General features: G+C 61.1%; 11 protein-coding genes. All 11 read right to left on the reverse strand.

What is annotated here, in order from left to right; translation table 11 throughout:
- Positions 1 to 57 precede the first annotated feature (57 nt).
- Positions 58 to 1,803, reverse strand: coding sequence for a terminase large subunit (locus tag LLH00_06050; GenBank protein ID MCE5270830.1), 1,746 nt, complete (start codon positions 1,801 to 1,803; stop codon positions 58 to 60).
- Positions 1,781 to 2,317 (reverse strand): phage terminase small subunit P27 family, encoded by a 537-nt coding sequence (locus LLH00_06055; protein MCE5270831.1) that lies wholly within the window; start codon positions 2,315 to 2,317, stop codon positions 1,781 to 1,783. The genes LLH00_06050 and LLH00_06055 overlap by 23 nt, the downstream gene beginning before the upstream one ends.
- 113 nt (positions 2,318 to 2,430) lie before the next feature.
- Positions 2,431 to 3,318, reverse strand: a complete 888-nt coding sequence (locus tag LLH00_06060) for a ParB N-terminal domain-containing protein (protein MCE5270832.1) — start codon at positions 3,316 to 3,318, stop codon at positions 2,431 to 2,433.
- A 183-nt stretch (positions 3,319 to 3,501) separates the two neighbouring features.
- Positions 3,502 to 4,641, reverse strand: a complete 1,140-nt coding sequence (locus LLH00_06065) for a hypothetical protein (GenBank protein ID MCE5270833.1) — start codon at positions 4,639 to 4,641, stop codon at positions 3,502 to 3,504.
- Entirely contained in the window at positions 4,625 to 5,362 is a 738-nt protein-coding gene (locus LLH00_06070; GenBank protein MCE5270834.1) for a methyltransferase domain-containing protein, read from the reverse strand. The genes LLH00_06065 and LLH00_06070 overlap by 17 nt, the downstream gene beginning before the upstream one ends.
- Before the next feature lie 4 nt (positions 5,363 to 5,366).
- Positions 5,367 to 5,735: an HNH endonuclease gene (locus LLH00_06075; protein ID MCE5270835.1), complete on the reverse strand. Its 369-nt coding sequence runs from the start codon at positions 5,733 to 5,735 to the stop codon at positions 5,367 to 5,369.
- On the reverse strand, positions 5,735 to 5,977 hold the full coding sequence (locus LLH00_06080) for a hypothetical protein (GenBank protein MCE5270836.1): 243 nt from the start codon (positions 5,975 to 5,977) through the stop codon (positions 5,735 to 5,737). Before LLH00_06080 ends, LLH00_06075 begins: the two co-directional genes overlap by 1 nt.
- Positions 5,978 to 6,155: 178 nt before the next feature.
- On the reverse strand, positions 6,156 to 6,416 hold the full coding sequence (locus LLH00_06085) for a hypothetical protein (GenBank protein MCE5270837.1): 261 nt from the start codon (positions 6,414 to 6,416) through the stop codon (positions 6,156 to 6,158).
- Entirely contained in the window at positions 6,409 to 6,840 is a 432-nt protein-coding gene (locus LLH00_06090) for a peptidoglycan recognition protein family protein (GenBank protein MCE5270838.1), read from the reverse strand. Before LLH00_06090 ends, LLH00_06085 begins: the two co-directional genes overlap by 8 nt.
- A 796-nt stretch (positions 6,841 to 7,636) precedes the next feature.
- Positions 7,637 to 9,931, reverse strand: a complete 2,295-nt coding sequence (locus tag LLH00_06095; GenBank protein ID MCE5270839.1) for a T9SS type A sorting domain-containing protein — start codon at positions 9,929 to 9,931, stop codon at positions 7,637 to 7,639.
- Between the two features lie 26 nt (positions 9,932 to 9,957).
- Positions 9,958 to 14,094, reverse strand: coding sequence for a choice-of-anchor D domain-containing protein (locus LLH00_06100; protein ID MCE5270840.1), 4,137 nt, complete (start codon positions 14,092 to 14,094; stop codon positions 9,958 to 9,960).
- Between the last annotated feature and the right edge of the window lie 152 nt (positions 14,095 to 14,246).

Here is a 14,246-nt window from a genome sequence, read left to right on the forward strand (position 1 = left end):
GGCCCGCGCCAATCATCGCGATTCCAGTGCCGATTATCGCGTCTCTCTGCACACTTTTCATGCGACAAAAACCTCGTTGCTGTCGTAGGTGCTTTCGGTTTCGTCTTCATTTATCACGGCTCGCCAGAGCGCCATGATCGAGGCGACCACTCCGTCGATCCGTTTGCTCGATGTCATTCGGTCGGGTTTCACCGGCTTGATGTTGCCCGCAGGGTCGGTTGCGATTGTGGCGCAATTCACCATCCAATTCATCACCGGGTTTCCGCCGTGCGCGATCTCAGCCGCCAGCACGCGCCGCTCAAAGTCTTTAGATGCCGGACTCATGCTGAGAAATCCCTGCCGAAACTCAATCATCTTCAGGCCCTGGTCCTGCAGATTGAGCACCACCTGAGAAGCGTTGTACGGGTCGTAGGCTATCTCCTTCAGGTCGTATCGCGCCGCGTCTTCCAACACCTGCGCCTCGATGAACGAGTAGTCGATAACGTTGCCGGGCGTCGCCATGACAAAGCCCTTGTTGATCCAGAGGTCATAAGGCACTCTGTCATGAAGGCATCGCTCGCGAAGCCCATCCTGCGGCAGGAAGAAACGATACAAAAACTGATACAGCCGATCATCGCCCTGGGGTGGAAAGCAGAGCACCCAGGCTGTCAGGTCGTTGACCGTGGACAGGTCCAGACCGCCGTAGCAGGTCCGGCCCCGCAGACCTTCCGCGTTCACCGGGAAGGCGCAGGCATTCCAGCTTTTCTGCGTGATCCATGCGATGACAGCCTCGGTCCACAGATTGAGTCGCTTGGTCTTGAACTCGTTTTGCTTTGTTGGCGACTGGATCGCCTCTCTGCACATCTCCCGAAGGTCACTGAGCTTCAGAGAAACATTCAGATTCGGGTTCGCCTTTATCCAGGTCCGCTCGTCAGTCCAGTCATCGGCCGGCCTGATCGCGTTGCCCTTCTCGTCCTTCTCTTCCTCGTCCAGGGTGTAGATGATTCCGAAGACAGAATCGTCTTCGAACACGCCTTCCAAAATGCTTGTCACGTACTCCCGCTGGATATAGCAGGGACATTGTTTTTCGTAACCGGCGGTCGTGATGACGAACATCATCGGCTGGCGGCGCGAACCCATCGCCGTCCTCAGCACGTCATAAAGCCCACTGTCCGGGTGAGCGTGATACTCGTCGATGATCGCACCGTGGACGTTCAGACCGTCCTCGGTCTTGGAGTCGCGGCCCAACGGCTCGAACTTCGAAGCCGTGTCGATGACATGCAGGTTATCTCGGACAATCCCGATCCGCCGCCGCAGGAAGGGCGAGGACTTCACCATCCGCTCGGCTTCCGCATGAACGATTTTCGCCTGCTTATACTTCGTGGCCGCAGTGTATATCTGAGCGCCAGGCTCTCCGTCAGCATCGAACAGATACAGCCCGACTCCACTTGCCATGCTGCTCTTCCCATTCTTTCGAGCCATGTCGATGTAGACGACCTTGAAGCGCCGAGTCTCTTCCTCTTTCTTCAACCAGCCGAATATCGACCACAGAATGAATTGCTGCCACGGCGAAAGCTCGAACAAACGTCCGGCCCACTCCCCGATGGAGTGATGCAGATACTTGTGGAAGAAATCGATCACATGCCAGGCGGCATCCTCGCTGAAGAAATACGGATACTCCGGATCATTTTCCGCTCTCTCCAGGTCTCGGACATGGCGCTCGACCGCAAGTTTGGTCCACTTGCAGGCCGGGATTCTGCCTGACAGGATGTTCTCGGCGTACTGCATCGCTGGCGCGATGTCATGCTCTCGTTTTCTTCCCACGATACGCCTCGTAAGAGTCGGTCCGTTCCTGCTCAAGCTCCACCTTCAGCCGCGCTCTGGAACTCGGGGTCATTCCGAAGTCGGCCAGTATCCGGCTGGCGATAGCCCAGGCCGCATCTCTCGCCGCGGCCACCGGGCTTCTCTGCACGATGAACCGGTCGACTTCCTTGCTGATCTTCTCTCCGGTCGCCTCATCGACAAAGGTCTTGGTCTCCTTGCCGTTCTTCACCTTGATGAAAACGCCAGCCTTCTTCGTCTGGTCTGAAAGCTTGCGATACTCGCTGAAATACTCGCAGAACACCGACAAAGAGAGATCGTCAACCTCGGTAAGGATGCCAGCATCGAACAGCTTGTGCGAAACCCGCTCCCATATCTCGCGCTCATCCTTCGCAAGGTGAGAAGGACACTCCGGGATCGTTCTCGGCGGCTGTGGCTCATCGTGGTTGATCGGCCTGTGGCCTGGATTTCCGCGAAGAACCTTCAGCTTTGTCGGTACTGGAGGTCTGCCCTTCATCGTTTATTCCTCACCCTGATAAGGGGGGGGGTGCTATTTTTGCGACTCGCAAAGGTCAATTGCCCGCTCGGTCTGGAGCGGCAAACTTCGAGGATTTTTACCCCCCTATCCCCTCAGCTTGCCTTACGCTCCTGCTGCTGTCTGCACAGACTGACGATTCGTTGTGCCGGTTCGTCTCCCAGGACTGACTTCACCAGATCGGCTTCCTCGCCACTGAAGATGAGAGACAACCTGAACAGCTTGTTCTCTCTCATCTTCATGTTGCGTTCTTCGGTTGTCTTGGCCTCCTGAATGATCTTCTCGCGCTCTCGTATGTCCTGGGCCGCTCTCTTACTCATGGCCGAGACATGGACCGTGCCGTCCTCATGCGTCTTGATCTCGTAGGCGGCTGTCTTTCCCTGCTTGGCTCTGTCGAGGTCTTCTTCCGCGATCTCATCCGGTCGCCAGCTGTCGTTGAAGTCATCGCCCGCCAGGTCTTCCGGTGCGGCTATGTCCTCGAGTAGGCGTTGCATCTCGACCTCGCTCATCATCAGGCTGTCCATCGCCCAATCGATGGCGCCAAGCTCTTGAAGGTCTCGGATGACATCGGCGGTGAGGTTGATGTCCTCGCTGCCTCTGGCTCGGTTATGCCTGAGCGTTGCGATGCGCATCTGCTCGGGCGTCATGTCCGTGAAGACCACCGGAATCTGATCGTATCCGAGCGTGCGCGCCGCTCTCCAGCGATGTTCTCCGTCAACGATGGTCCCGTCCTGGAGCGCGACTATCGGCTGCGTGAAGCCGTCCTCTTCCATCGACTTCAAGAGCAGTTCGAAGTCGTGCTCGCTCTGGCGATTCGGGTTGTAGTCGTTGGGCTTGAGGTCGTTCACACCCACGTACTCGACAACCAATCGCTTCAGGACCTTGTTTTTCTTTTCAATGATCTTGCGGCCTTTGGCCTTGATCTTGTCCGATACTCTGCGCTGCGTCTCTTCCGGAGTGGTGTTGAAGTCCTTCTCGTTCATGCTGTCCCCCAACCGCGCTTCTGCCCCGGCTTGACAGCGTCACGGAGTCTGTGGTAGACTTCCGCGTTCCATTGCGGACGCTGTCCGCGCCGGGAAGCGCAGACCTTGTGTCTGGTCTGATGGTCGCACATCAGACGGTTAGGGGGATTCGCACTCCCCCGGCTCGCTTCCCTGGTTTTGTTTTCAGAACGTCGGTTTACCGCCGCCCCACGTGCCGGAACCCGGACGGAAGAACTCCGGCTCCACCGGCGGCAGGCGGTCGTACTTCATCGAAAACGGGTCTCCCATGTACATGACGTTTGCCATCATCTTCCACGAATTCAGCATCCCGCACTTGGCGCAAGCCGTGTTCTGAGGAAACGGCTCGGTCGAGTGGCGGGCGTGCTCCTTCAGGTGCCGCTCCATGACCTGGCGCGCGCGGTCGGCGATCCAGGCCGGAGCATCCTCGATGCACGTCCTTCTGAAACAGGCTTCCCAGGTCTCACCCATGCGGCGGATCGGCTCGAGCGCGCGTCTGCCGTACATGGCCACCGTGCGCACTCCGGGCAGCCGCTTGTTCACCTTGTCGAACCATTTCGGCCAGGCACGCATCGCCATGTTGAGCGTCTCGGCTCCGGCTGCCGTCAGAGTGGGCGGCGCGATTCTCAGGTTCTGGCGCGGCACTCCGAGCCGGTTCATGGTGTCGTAGGCATGGTTGTAGTCCCACTTGTTGTCGGCTATCGCCTTCCAGACGTCGCCGTCCGACCAGTCGTAAATCGGGCGTACGCGCCGCGTCCCCCAGGAGTCCTTGTTGGTCAGATGCCCCTTGCTGCTGAACACTCCGAGCGAGCGCTGGATGCTCTCGGCGGCTCTCAGGCCGATCACGCAGAAGAGGTCCTTGCCTTCAGGAGGCGGGAACCGGCCCGGATAGCAAATCCCCTGGATGTACTTCTCCGGGATGTACTGCGCGTACTCCGGCGGCCGGCGCACCCACTGTTCGGGGTCGAGCAGCGGGTCGAAGGTCCAGAAGTACGGCATCTCGCGGTTGAAAACGTTCACCACCGGCTGATTGGCGATGAGCCAGTGAAAAGAGACGTCCGGCCTGGCCGCCACGCGCTCGGCGTACTCGAACGTGCCGGGAAACATGATTTCCTCGTCGCGCATCACCACCTCGACCGGCAGCCGCCCGGTAAGGTTCGCCGCGATCAGGCAGATTTCCAGGCAGACGCCGGAGTCCTTTCCGGCGGAGAACGAGACCACGATCCGGTGGCCTTCCTCGTAGAGCTCGGTCATGCGGTCGATGGCCGCGTCGAACACGTTCTTTTTTTCATAGCGCCGTGGCATCTTTTTCTCCGACGTAGACCTGGAAGAAGCATCTGTCCGGCCAGACCCGGCCGAGGGTGTCCGCCTCCAGGACGAGTTGATGCGACAGAGAAGCGTTCGGGTTCGGAGACATCTTCTCTTGACAGCAGCTGAAGCCGAACGAGTCCAGCATGCGGAACCCCTGAAACAGGTCTTGGAACTCTCGGTTGGTCCAGCAGCGTTTCGGCACCCTGAAGCCGTGAGCGGCGGTGATGTCTTGCCGGGTGGACTCGTAGCGCGGCCCGAACCCCATCACGAAGACCTTGCCGCCGGGCCGCAGCACGCGGAACATCTCGGCCACGGCCAGGGGCGGATACTCGCAGTAGGAAAGGCTGCCGAACAGGCTCGCCACCAGGTCGAACGACTCTGCGGGCGCCTGGATGTTCTCCATGCGGCCCTTCTCGAAGCAGTGCTCAGGGAACTTCGCTCGGGCCTGTTCCAGCATGGCCGCCGAGATGTCGATGCCGAGGAAGCATGCCGGACGCAGATCGACGTACTCGAGGAAAAGGCCGGTCCCGCAACCGAGATCGAGGACGCATCTGTCGCCCACGCTCTTGTCGCCCAGGTAGCGAATGTGCTTCCTGAGCAGTTCGAAGATCGCCGCGTTCTCGGCCAGGTCGATCTCGCGCCGGAAACTCGCGTCGTAGACCTCTCCCAGGGCGTCGAAAGCCACCTCCGCCTCAATCGTTCGAGTCTGTGTCATCGTCTCAGCCATTTCCGAACCCGCCGTCCTCTCTCGCGGTCTTTCGATCATGACAGGGCTTGCAGAGCGGTTGCCAGTTCGATTGATCCCAAAACAGCTTCTGATTTCCCTTGTGCGGAACGATGTGATCCGTGACCGTGGCCTTGGTCAGTCGGTCTTGCCGCTCGCACTCGGCACAGAGCTTGTTTTTCTCCAGGAACCGCTTGCTGGCTCTCTGCCATCGACTGCCGTAGCCGCGTTCAGCCGCGGTGCCGCGGGCTTCGTCACTGCGCTGCCGCTCCTGGCGCTGATGCTTCGGGCAGTACCGTCGACCTCTCTCGACCAGCGCCGGACACCCGGGATGAGCGCAGGGTTTCGGCGGGGCGCAGGGCATCACGGCCTCGCTTTCAGGATCATCTCGTCCAGCCGGGCGTGAATCTTCGACACTCCGGCCTTCAACTCCTGGATGTCCTCGTCGAGCCGTTGATGCCGCAGCAGACAGATGTCTTCCGAGACCGCGCGCCTGCCGTTCCCGTTTCCGTTCCTGGACGGCCCGAAGCGCAGGACCGCCGCCGCAAGCGTGGTGCCGCCGCCGATACATGCGCTGCAGATTACCGTTGCCGTGGGCCAGTCCATGACTCTGTCTCCGCTCAGAACGTTATCCCGACTCCGGCTTCCCAGCGTGGGATGCTGACCTCGGGCCGCTTGATGTTGTATCGCCCCCACACGTCCACCCGGCCCTTCGAGAACGCCCCGCTCACTCCGTACTCGTTCAGGCCGAGGTTCAGCCCGCCGGTCTGGAGGCGGGGGCCGATCAGTTTTTTACGACGTCCGCCTTGCTCGCCTCGATGATCTTGGCGGCGTTCGAGCTGGTCAGGCCGCCGGTCTTGCCGTCGGCGTATCCCTGGGCGGCGATCTGGACACCGAACAGGCCGGCCACCGCCGTCATCAGGGTGATGAGGATGTCCTGGGGGATGGCGATGTTGAAATGCCCCAGGCCCTGGTTGACCAGCAGAATCACCACCTGAACCAGCGCCCCGATCAGGGCCGATTTGAATTTCTTGCTCTCAAGCATTTTCCCCTCCTGTGAGTTGACTGCGGAAAAGGGCCAGATCGAATTTCCGGCCCGGACAAGTCTTGTCGGAATAGTCACGGTGGCCCTGGACGTTCTCGTGAGGGATGCCGAAGACTCGGCACAGTGAGCTCACCAAGCGGACCCCGGCATCCCAGGACTCTTTCGGCGGCGCGGCCAGGTCGAAGTTTCCGACGAAGCACACCCCAAGCGACTTGGAGTTCATCCCGACGCAGTGGGCCCCGACCTCGTCCATCATTCGGCCAACGAGGATCACGGTCTCGGCTTCCACCTGCTCGATGCCGAAGTGATAGCCGATGTCCTTCCAGCCGTTCGTCTGGATGTGGTAACGCTTGATGTCGTCCCAGGAGAGCGTTCTGCCGTCCTGGGTGGCGCTGTGGTGAAGGATGATGTGAGTCGGGCGCATGGCAGACCCCCAAGAAAGGATGGGCTTATTAATCTGCCATACGATGCATGATGTGCAATGCATTATCCAGCGGAGATGGCGGAAATAACGGAAATGGTGGGAACGAAGGCAGGATTATTCATTTCTGCCAGGTAAACTATCGGCCCAGATCATCACCCTCTTACGTACTCGATATCCTTTGATCACGCCTTCATCCAGCCAGCGCCGAATTGTGCTTTCGGACCAGATTGTCCCGGTAGTATTTTGGAGCCGCTTGATTGTCTGGGTCACTGTCAATGCCTCTCTGGTTTTAGGCTCGGCAATCATACGCTCCCTCCTTGTTTTCTCTCGATCCGTCCCGATTCAAAACGTGTCAGCAGCGTGTCAGGCTCAGGATAAAAGTGGATCATTGCGGGCATCACTTCAGCGAAATTGCTTGCGGGGCCATCCCGCCAGATGCATTATTTTATTGCAGTTACTGGTATTCTATCCGATAACGCCACCGACTACGGATCAGAAGGTTAGGGGTTCGACTCCCTTCGGGCGCACCATAAGTTACAAGGGGCTGGGAGATATCTCCCAGCCCCTTGAGCTTTTTCGGACGTTTGTGTCCCGGCACAAGTTCAGCAAGGGTTCCCGCGTTTTGCGGCACGCCGGCCGGACAGCGGCGCGACCCCTCCCGCCCGTTCTTGCCTAAACCACCCTGCCCCCCCTGATACCAGCCCTGATACCAAGTGTGCAGGGGCTTTTTTATGCGATACGCGGTTGCAGCTTCAAAGCCTCGGCCTAACCACATAAGCCGGGCTGTCTTCGCATTTCACTTCAGCAGGACCATTTTGCGAGTCCGGGTGAATTCGCCGGCGCTCAGGCGATAGAAATACACCCCGCTGCCCAGGCGCCGCCCGGAGTCGTCATCTCCAGACCAAAGCACGCTGTACGCCCCCGGAGCGAACAGCCTGTCGAGCAGGGTGCGGACGAGCCGCCCGCGCAGGTCGTACACCTTGAGACACACCCGCTCCGGATTGTACCCGGCCAGGGAAAAGCCGATCGTGGTCGAGGGATTGAACGGGTTGGGGACATTCTGCCCGAGAGAAAAGGCTCTCGGCAGCGAGGGCGTTGCGTTGACAATGGGGGTTATCCCCTCGTTCCCGTTCGGCAGAGGCGAATCCGCCCGCTTCACGCCCCGGACCGGGTTGAAACTGCGCAGACCGTCGTTCGTGGCCAGCCAGAGATGGTTGTGGGAATCGAGCATAAGCGTATTGATCGAATTGAGAAAACCGGAGTTGTCCTCCTGCGGCACCCATTTGCGGCCGTCCCACTTCGACAGACCGCTGTAATTGCCGGCCCAGAGGCCGTCCAGCGAATCCAGAGCTAAGTGGATCGACCAGGTCGAGGAAATTCCGCTCATGGTGGTCCAGCCGTTCCCATCGAACTTTTTTACCCCCACATTGGATTCGGCCGCATAAACGTTTCCCATTCTGTCCGTTGCGATATTTCCAATCTCGTGTGGAGTGGCGAAGTTGGAGAGGGTATAACTCGTCCACTTTTGGCCGTCGAACCGGCTCATCTTCCCGGAGGAGCCGCCGAACCACATGTCGCCGTGTGAATCCTGGGCGATTGAATAGACCGCGTTGCTTGCCAGGCCATTACTGGCATCGTACAACCGCCACTGACCGCCGTCCCATCTCCTTACACCCGCATAGGTGCCAACCCAGAGGTTGTTGCTGGAATCCAGGTATAAAGCGTTAACCCAGCTTGTCGGGTCGGTAGACCAGTTCTGGAAGACAAGCTCCCACTTTTCTCCGTCATATTTCAGCAATCCGGCACTGGTGCCACACCACAGGTTGTCGGAGGAATCCGTGGCGAGATGATATACGCGTGGCGGATCCACATTTTTGTAACCGGGGACGCCGGCGGAATCAGTAGGAACAGTGGCCGCGGGAGGAACAGTGGGCGGCTCAAGATCGACCGGATTGGGTAAGGGAACGGATTTCCACCGGGTCCCGTCGAACCCGAGGATCGAATCGTGCTCGGATGATCCGAACCAGAGCCTGCCTTTGGAATCCTCGGCAACCGCATTGAACTGATTGTAAGGCAGCCCCTGCTCCGTGCCGTACACTTTCAGGCCGTCCAACTCGCCCAGCTTGCGCACCCCGGAGCCGAGGGTGGCGAACCACAGGTTGCCCGTGCTGTCCACAGCCGCATCCGTGACCGTGCTGCTGCTGTCGCGGTCCGGGTAGGCGTACTTGTGCCATCTGTTCCCGTCGAAAGTGCTGTAGCCTTTCCCGTCCTCGCCGTACCTGTAGCTGCCGCAAACCCAGGGGTGACCGTACCGGTCGACAGTCAGGCAGAGGCTCTTGCCGGGTGGTACGCCCTGCTCCCACCAGTACTGCCCGATCTGGTAGGTAATTACTTTCTCCGGGCTGATCTGGACGATTTTTTCATCCGCCGTGACCGACCAGACACTGCCGTCCGGCCCGGCGGCGATAAGATCGTAGCCGCCCCCCGGCAAACCGTCCGCCGCGGTGAGGGACAGCCAGCCGGCGCCGGCGAACACCGCCAGGCACGAATCGGTGGCGCACCAGACCAGGCCGCTGTAATCCAGGCATATATCGTGCACGTTCGAGGATAGCAGGCCGTCCTGGTCGGAGAACCTCGTCCAGCCCAGGCCGTCGTACCGGATCACCCCGTAGCCGCTGGCCAGCCAGATCGAGCCTGGCCGGTCGGTGATAAGCTTTCTGAACCGGATGGCCTGATAGCCCACCTCGACCTGCACCTCGCTCCATTCCGAGCCTTTGTACAGCAGCAGACGGCCCTCATCGGTCAGGCACCAGACCGCTCCGGTGGTGTCGACAGCCAGGTCCTCCACGTGGCAGCCCTCGAACGGGCACGGGAGCGGGGCCACGGCCTGGGCCTGACGGTCGTAGAGGGCGATGCCGTTCCAGTCCGCGCCGAAACCGAAGAACACATTCCCCCGGCGGTCGGCGGCCACGGCGTGCACGTTCAGCACCGGCAGCCCGTCATCCAAGGTGTAGGTGCTCCACTGGTCGACAGCGGCCAGGGCGGCGCAGGGACCGAGTAGAGCCAGCAACAGCAGCGTTATCGTTCTCATCTTATCGACCCGCCCGTGGTAAGCGTTCATTTTAGCAGCACCATTTTTCGGGTGCAGACATAAGCGCCGGCCTGCAAACGGTAGAAATAGACCCCGCTGGGCAGTGACTCCCCCCGGCCGTTCCGTCCCTCCCAGAACACGGTGTAGGTCCCCGGTTTTCTCTCCCCGTCCACCAGCGAGCCGACCAGGGCGCCGCGCAGGTCGAATACGCGGAGTTGCACCCGTACCGAACCCGCCTCCTCAGGCACCGAAAAAACGATGGCGGTAGAGGGGTTGAACGGGTTGGGACAGTTCTGGGCCAGGCTGTAGCTGCGCGGCAACGCAGCGGGCACGGGGCTGTTGCCGGCCAGGGCGGTGAAAGTCTCTTTCTCCTGCGCGCTCAGGCCCAGACGGTCAAGCTGGGAATCGACATAGGCCATATCCTCCGCACTCAGGGGCCGCGGGGCCGGCTGGACGGCCGCGGCGAGCGCGGTCCGGCTCTCCGGGCATCCGCCGTGGCGCAGGGCATCGAGCAGGGTCCGGGCGTCCAGCAGGTCGAAACGCCCATCTCCGTTGAGGTCGCCGCGCATGTCGGCCGGGCGGTCGCGCAGGGCCAGGACCAGGGCGATCAGGTCGTCCAGGTAGCTCCGGCCGTCCGCGTTGAAATCGCAGCCTGTCACAGGCGGGTAGACCCGCAGCCGCAGCGAGTCCCGCCCGCCGTCCGGGTTGACCGCCACCAGCCCGACATCGGTCAGGCCCCTCACTTCCGGCCCCAAGTCGAACGACAGCAGCGCCAGGGTGTCGCAGACCCGGTTCACTCCGGTCACCACGGCCAGGTTGCTGTCGAACAGGAAACTCACCCCCGGCTGGAGGAAATCGCCCCGCACCGCCAGACGGCCGTCCCGCAGCGGAGGGAAAAGGCCATCGGGCCAGGTCGCCCGGAGCCGCGGCGTGCCGTTCTCGATGTAGAAAGCCAGCGAGTCCCGGAACCCCAGGTTGTTGAAAATATGGATGAAATGCTGTCCACGCGCGGTGCCGGCTGGCGGGTTCAACGGTATCTGGAGTGTATGGGGCGGACTGTAATACTGCCAGTAGGGGACCTCGCCCCAACCCGGTTTCACCAGAATGGACAGGTTGCTTTCCCACCAGGAGTAGGAAATCCCTTGCACCGTCACAAACTGCTGGCCGCTGTTGCTGTGAACGGTGTCCGGCGAGGCGCTGAGTGCGCCGAAGCCGGTGGCGTTGACACTCCAGGGCAGGGCCAGACGGGGCGTGCGCGGGTCGTTGCTCACGATGCGCAGCGAGTCCGTCACTTTCAGGGGGCAATTGGTGGCGAAAGTCAGCTCGACCTTCTTCTTCCCGCCGGGCTTGATTGTCGCAGTGCCGGGCCGGACCGACAGGAACGGGCTGTGTATCGAGCGGACAGTCAACTCCTGCCCGCCGGTGTTGGAAAGGGTTATGGTCCGGCTGACCGGATTGCCCGCCAGGACAGTGCCGAACCCGAAGCGGGTGGAGTCGACCGCGATTGCGGGGGGCTGCCCGCCCGGCGCCCCCGGGCTGAGGTCCCGGCAACTGAAAGCGGCCGGCAGGTCGAACGTGGGCCGCAGCGGGTCGTTGGTAGTAAAGCGGATGTAGCTGCTGTCCGACTCCCCGGTCCGGGAGGGCTTGATCGAGAAAGTGACTGTCAGGTACTTGCCCGGATCGATCGTGGCCACGTAACGGCTGGCCTTGAAGGCGGCGTAATCCGGCAGTACAGTCTGGATATTGTTCAGCCGCAGGGCTCCGCTGCCGAGGTTGGCGATACGCAGGCTGCGGGTGGCCGAGTCGCCGGGGGCGAGGATGCCGAAATCCAGGGGCGAGTCAAACACCGCCAGCAGCGGGCCGCTCAGGTAGCGGCTCTCCTCGACGCACATGGCGGTGACATAGACCGGCAGACGGGGGTTGTCCGGGTCGTTGCTGCTGATAATCAGCGGCGCCCGGTCGTACCAGTATTCGTTCCCGCAACCGTCGAACACGTTGAGCTTGTAGCTCCCGCCCGGAGGGAGTGTTTCGCGCCACATGTTGGTCCCGATGCCGAGCCAGGGGGAAAGCATGCCGGTGATGATAAGGTCCGCCTCGCCGGCGTTACGCAGAAGCTGTGTGTGTATCACGCCCCCGCAGTCGGTGCTTTTCTTGATTATCCCCAGGTCCAGGGAGAGGCTTTCCAGCGCCAGCTTCGGCAGTTTCGCCTGGTTGCGCCAGCCCTGGCCCTCTCCGGTCAGAATTATGTACTCCACACCGATTTGCATGTCCATGGAAAAGTATCTCGCCTCGGTGGGGGCGAAAACCACCCAGACTTGGTATATCTGGCCGGGTTGAAGGGTCAACTCAAGCCATGAGCCCTCACGTCTGTCCAGGGAATCCGGCTCGTACCTGAAATAGTCGGCGATGGAGTGGAGGATGCCTGTGGATATGGGACGGTTCGAGATGTTCCTCAGGACAAAGCCCTTGCGCGAGGTGCTTTTCAGCGGCACCTCACCGAAATAGAGCTCGGTCGTGGAAAGTGTGATCCCGCCCAGGTCACGCCAGACACCGTTGCCCAGTTCCACGGCCTTGGCCTCGAACCGCAGGGGCAGGTAGAGGTGCGGCCGGTCCGGGTCGTTGCTGACAAACTCCACGGCCAGGCTGTCCCGTTTCGGAGTATGGGGCCGCACCTGAAGACGGACCTCGAGGCTGTCCCCAGGGGCCAGCGTGGCGGAATGGGGCTGGGCGATGAATTCACCGTTGCGGTAGTCGGCGGTTATGGCGAGGTTAAGCTCCGCGGACCCGCTGTTGACAACCCGGGCCGTGGTTTCGAGCAGGGAGTCCATGATGGCATCCGGCAGGTCGGGGGCCGGGGGCCTCAGCTCCAGCCGCGGGGCGCTTTTCTCCACCACCTCGGCCGTGACCGTGGCGACCGCGGTGTCAGCGCCGCAGACCGCGAGCACGCGCCCCAGGTACGGCCCGGCCTCGGGCGGGGCCTGGAAAGTCAGCCCGAGCACCAGGCTGTTGAAAGGATGGAGCACCACCGGCCAGGACTGCGCCGGATCGAACCGCAGGCCGAGGCTGTCGCTGGACAGGACCGTATCCACGTACACGGTGGTGTCGGTGTTGTTGAAAATGGCAATCCTTTCTTTAATCACACTGCCGAACGGCGCCTGCCCGAAATTCAGATAGCGCGTGGAAAAGCCCACCGGGTCGTATTCCAGGCGAAGGCACCGGCCCAGGACAAAGGTGTTGACCCCGTTGCTGACAGAAAGCGAATAATCCCCCTCCGCGATCCGTCCCTGCGCCGAGAGCACCAGACGGGCCAGCGAGTCGTTCAGCACTTCCGAGCCCAGTATCCCTATCTCGCTTCCCGGCAGCGCAAAGGTCAGCGGGGGGAAAAAATCCCGCCCCTGCACCAGGAACGTGTCCGCCGCCGAGGGCACATGCCAGACAGCCGGGCTGACCGAAAGCAGCTCCTGGCTGGCCTCCACGATCCGGCAGAACACCCCCGCCACCGGGATGTCGTCCTTGAGAAACCTGATCTGATACGTACCGGTCGGCGTCTGGGGCCGGCACCGCAGCGCCACCACCACCGAGTCAGCGCCGCGGCTTAGCACCCGCATCTCCACCGCGTCGCTGTCGGTGATAGTGACCGGGTTGAAAGCCAGGACACCCAGCAGCGTGCCCTTTATGGTGAGGGACTGGCTGTGGGTGCTTTTCGGGATCGAGTCGGGCGTCAGGCTCAGTGACGCGGCCCCGGCGACCGTGAAGATATAATCGGGTCCAATCTGCAAGCTGAGGGGCACTATGTTGGTCTGAATCTTGATCCGTTCAGCTCCGGCGTGCGGCAGCCAGGAGATGCGCGTGCACTTGATCTGAAGGCTGTCGCCGGGCTTGACCGTCCCGCCGGCCGGCTCGAAGGAAAGGGAATCCAGGGGTGACCAACTGCCCCAACTGAGGGACGAGACAACGAGGTCGGAGTCGCTACGGTTGTAGATCTTGAAATAACGCACCGCCGGGATGCCCACCTGCATGACGCCGAAATCCAGTTTCTTCGGCGAGAAATCAAAGACCGGCGCGGCTGTCAGCGGCGCTGCGGACAGAAGGAGCGACAGAACGAGCGCAACCGGGGTGCTTGAGCGGAACGGGTATGTAACCGAACGAAGTCTGTCTCGCATAAGCTCTTTCCTTCTGGGTCCGCACAGCGCCACGACGCTGTCGAGCAGGAGGTTGTACGAACCGCTAACTGTCTGAAAAGACAGCCACAGGGCTTAAAACAAAGGAACAATAAACTCGGAATTGTTTGAAACGGTTTACAACAACTATCCCT

It is taken from the genome of bacterium, from assembly GCA_021372515.1.
In the GTDB taxonomy this organism is placed as follows: domain Bacteria; phylum Gemmatimonadota; class Glassbacteria; order GWA2-58-10; family GWA2-58-10; genus JAJFUG01.

Bases quoted from the DNA above. Each gene is read 5' to 3' on its own strand.
- LLH00_06055 (MCE5270831.1), bottom strand. From the start codon at position 2,317: ATGAAGGGCAGACCTCCAGTACCGACAAAGCTGAAGGTTCTTCGCGGA.
- LLH00_06060 (MCE5270832.1), bottom strand. From the start codon at position 3,318: ATGAACGAGAAGGACTTCAACACCACTCCGGAAGAGACGCAGCGCAGA.
- LLH00_06065 (MCE5270833.1), bottom strand. From the start codon at position 4,641: ATGCCACGGCGCTATGAAAAAAAGAACGTGTTCGACGCGGCCATCGAC.
- LLH00_06070 (MCE5270834.1), bottom strand. From the start codon at position 5,362: ATGACACAGACTCGAACGATTGAGGCGGAGGTGGCTTTCGACGCCCTG.
- LLH00_06075 (MCE5270835.1), bottom strand. From the start codon at position 5,735: ATGCCCTGCGCCCCGCCGAAACCCTGCGCTCATCCCGGGTGTCCGGCG.
- LLH00_06080 (MCE5270836.1), bottom strand. From the start codon at position 5,977: ATGGACTGGCCCACGGCAACGGTAATCTGCAGCGCATGTATCGGCGGC.
- LLH00_06085 (MCE5270837.1), bottom strand. From the start codon at position 6,416: ATGCTTGAGAGCAAGAAATTCAAATCGGCCCTGATCGGGGCGCTGGTT.
- LLH00_06090 (MCE5270838.1), bottom strand. From the start codon at position 6,840: ATGCGCCCGACTCACATCATCCTTCACCACAGCGCCACCCAGGACGGC.
- LLH00_06095 (MCE5270839.1), bottom strand. From the start codon at position 9,931: ATGAGAACGATAACGCTGCTGTTGCTGGCTCTACTCGGTCCCTGCGCC.
- LLH00_06100 (MCE5270840.1), bottom strand. From the start codon at position 14,094: ATGCGAGACAGACTTCGTTCGGTTACATACCCGTTCCGCTCAAGCACC.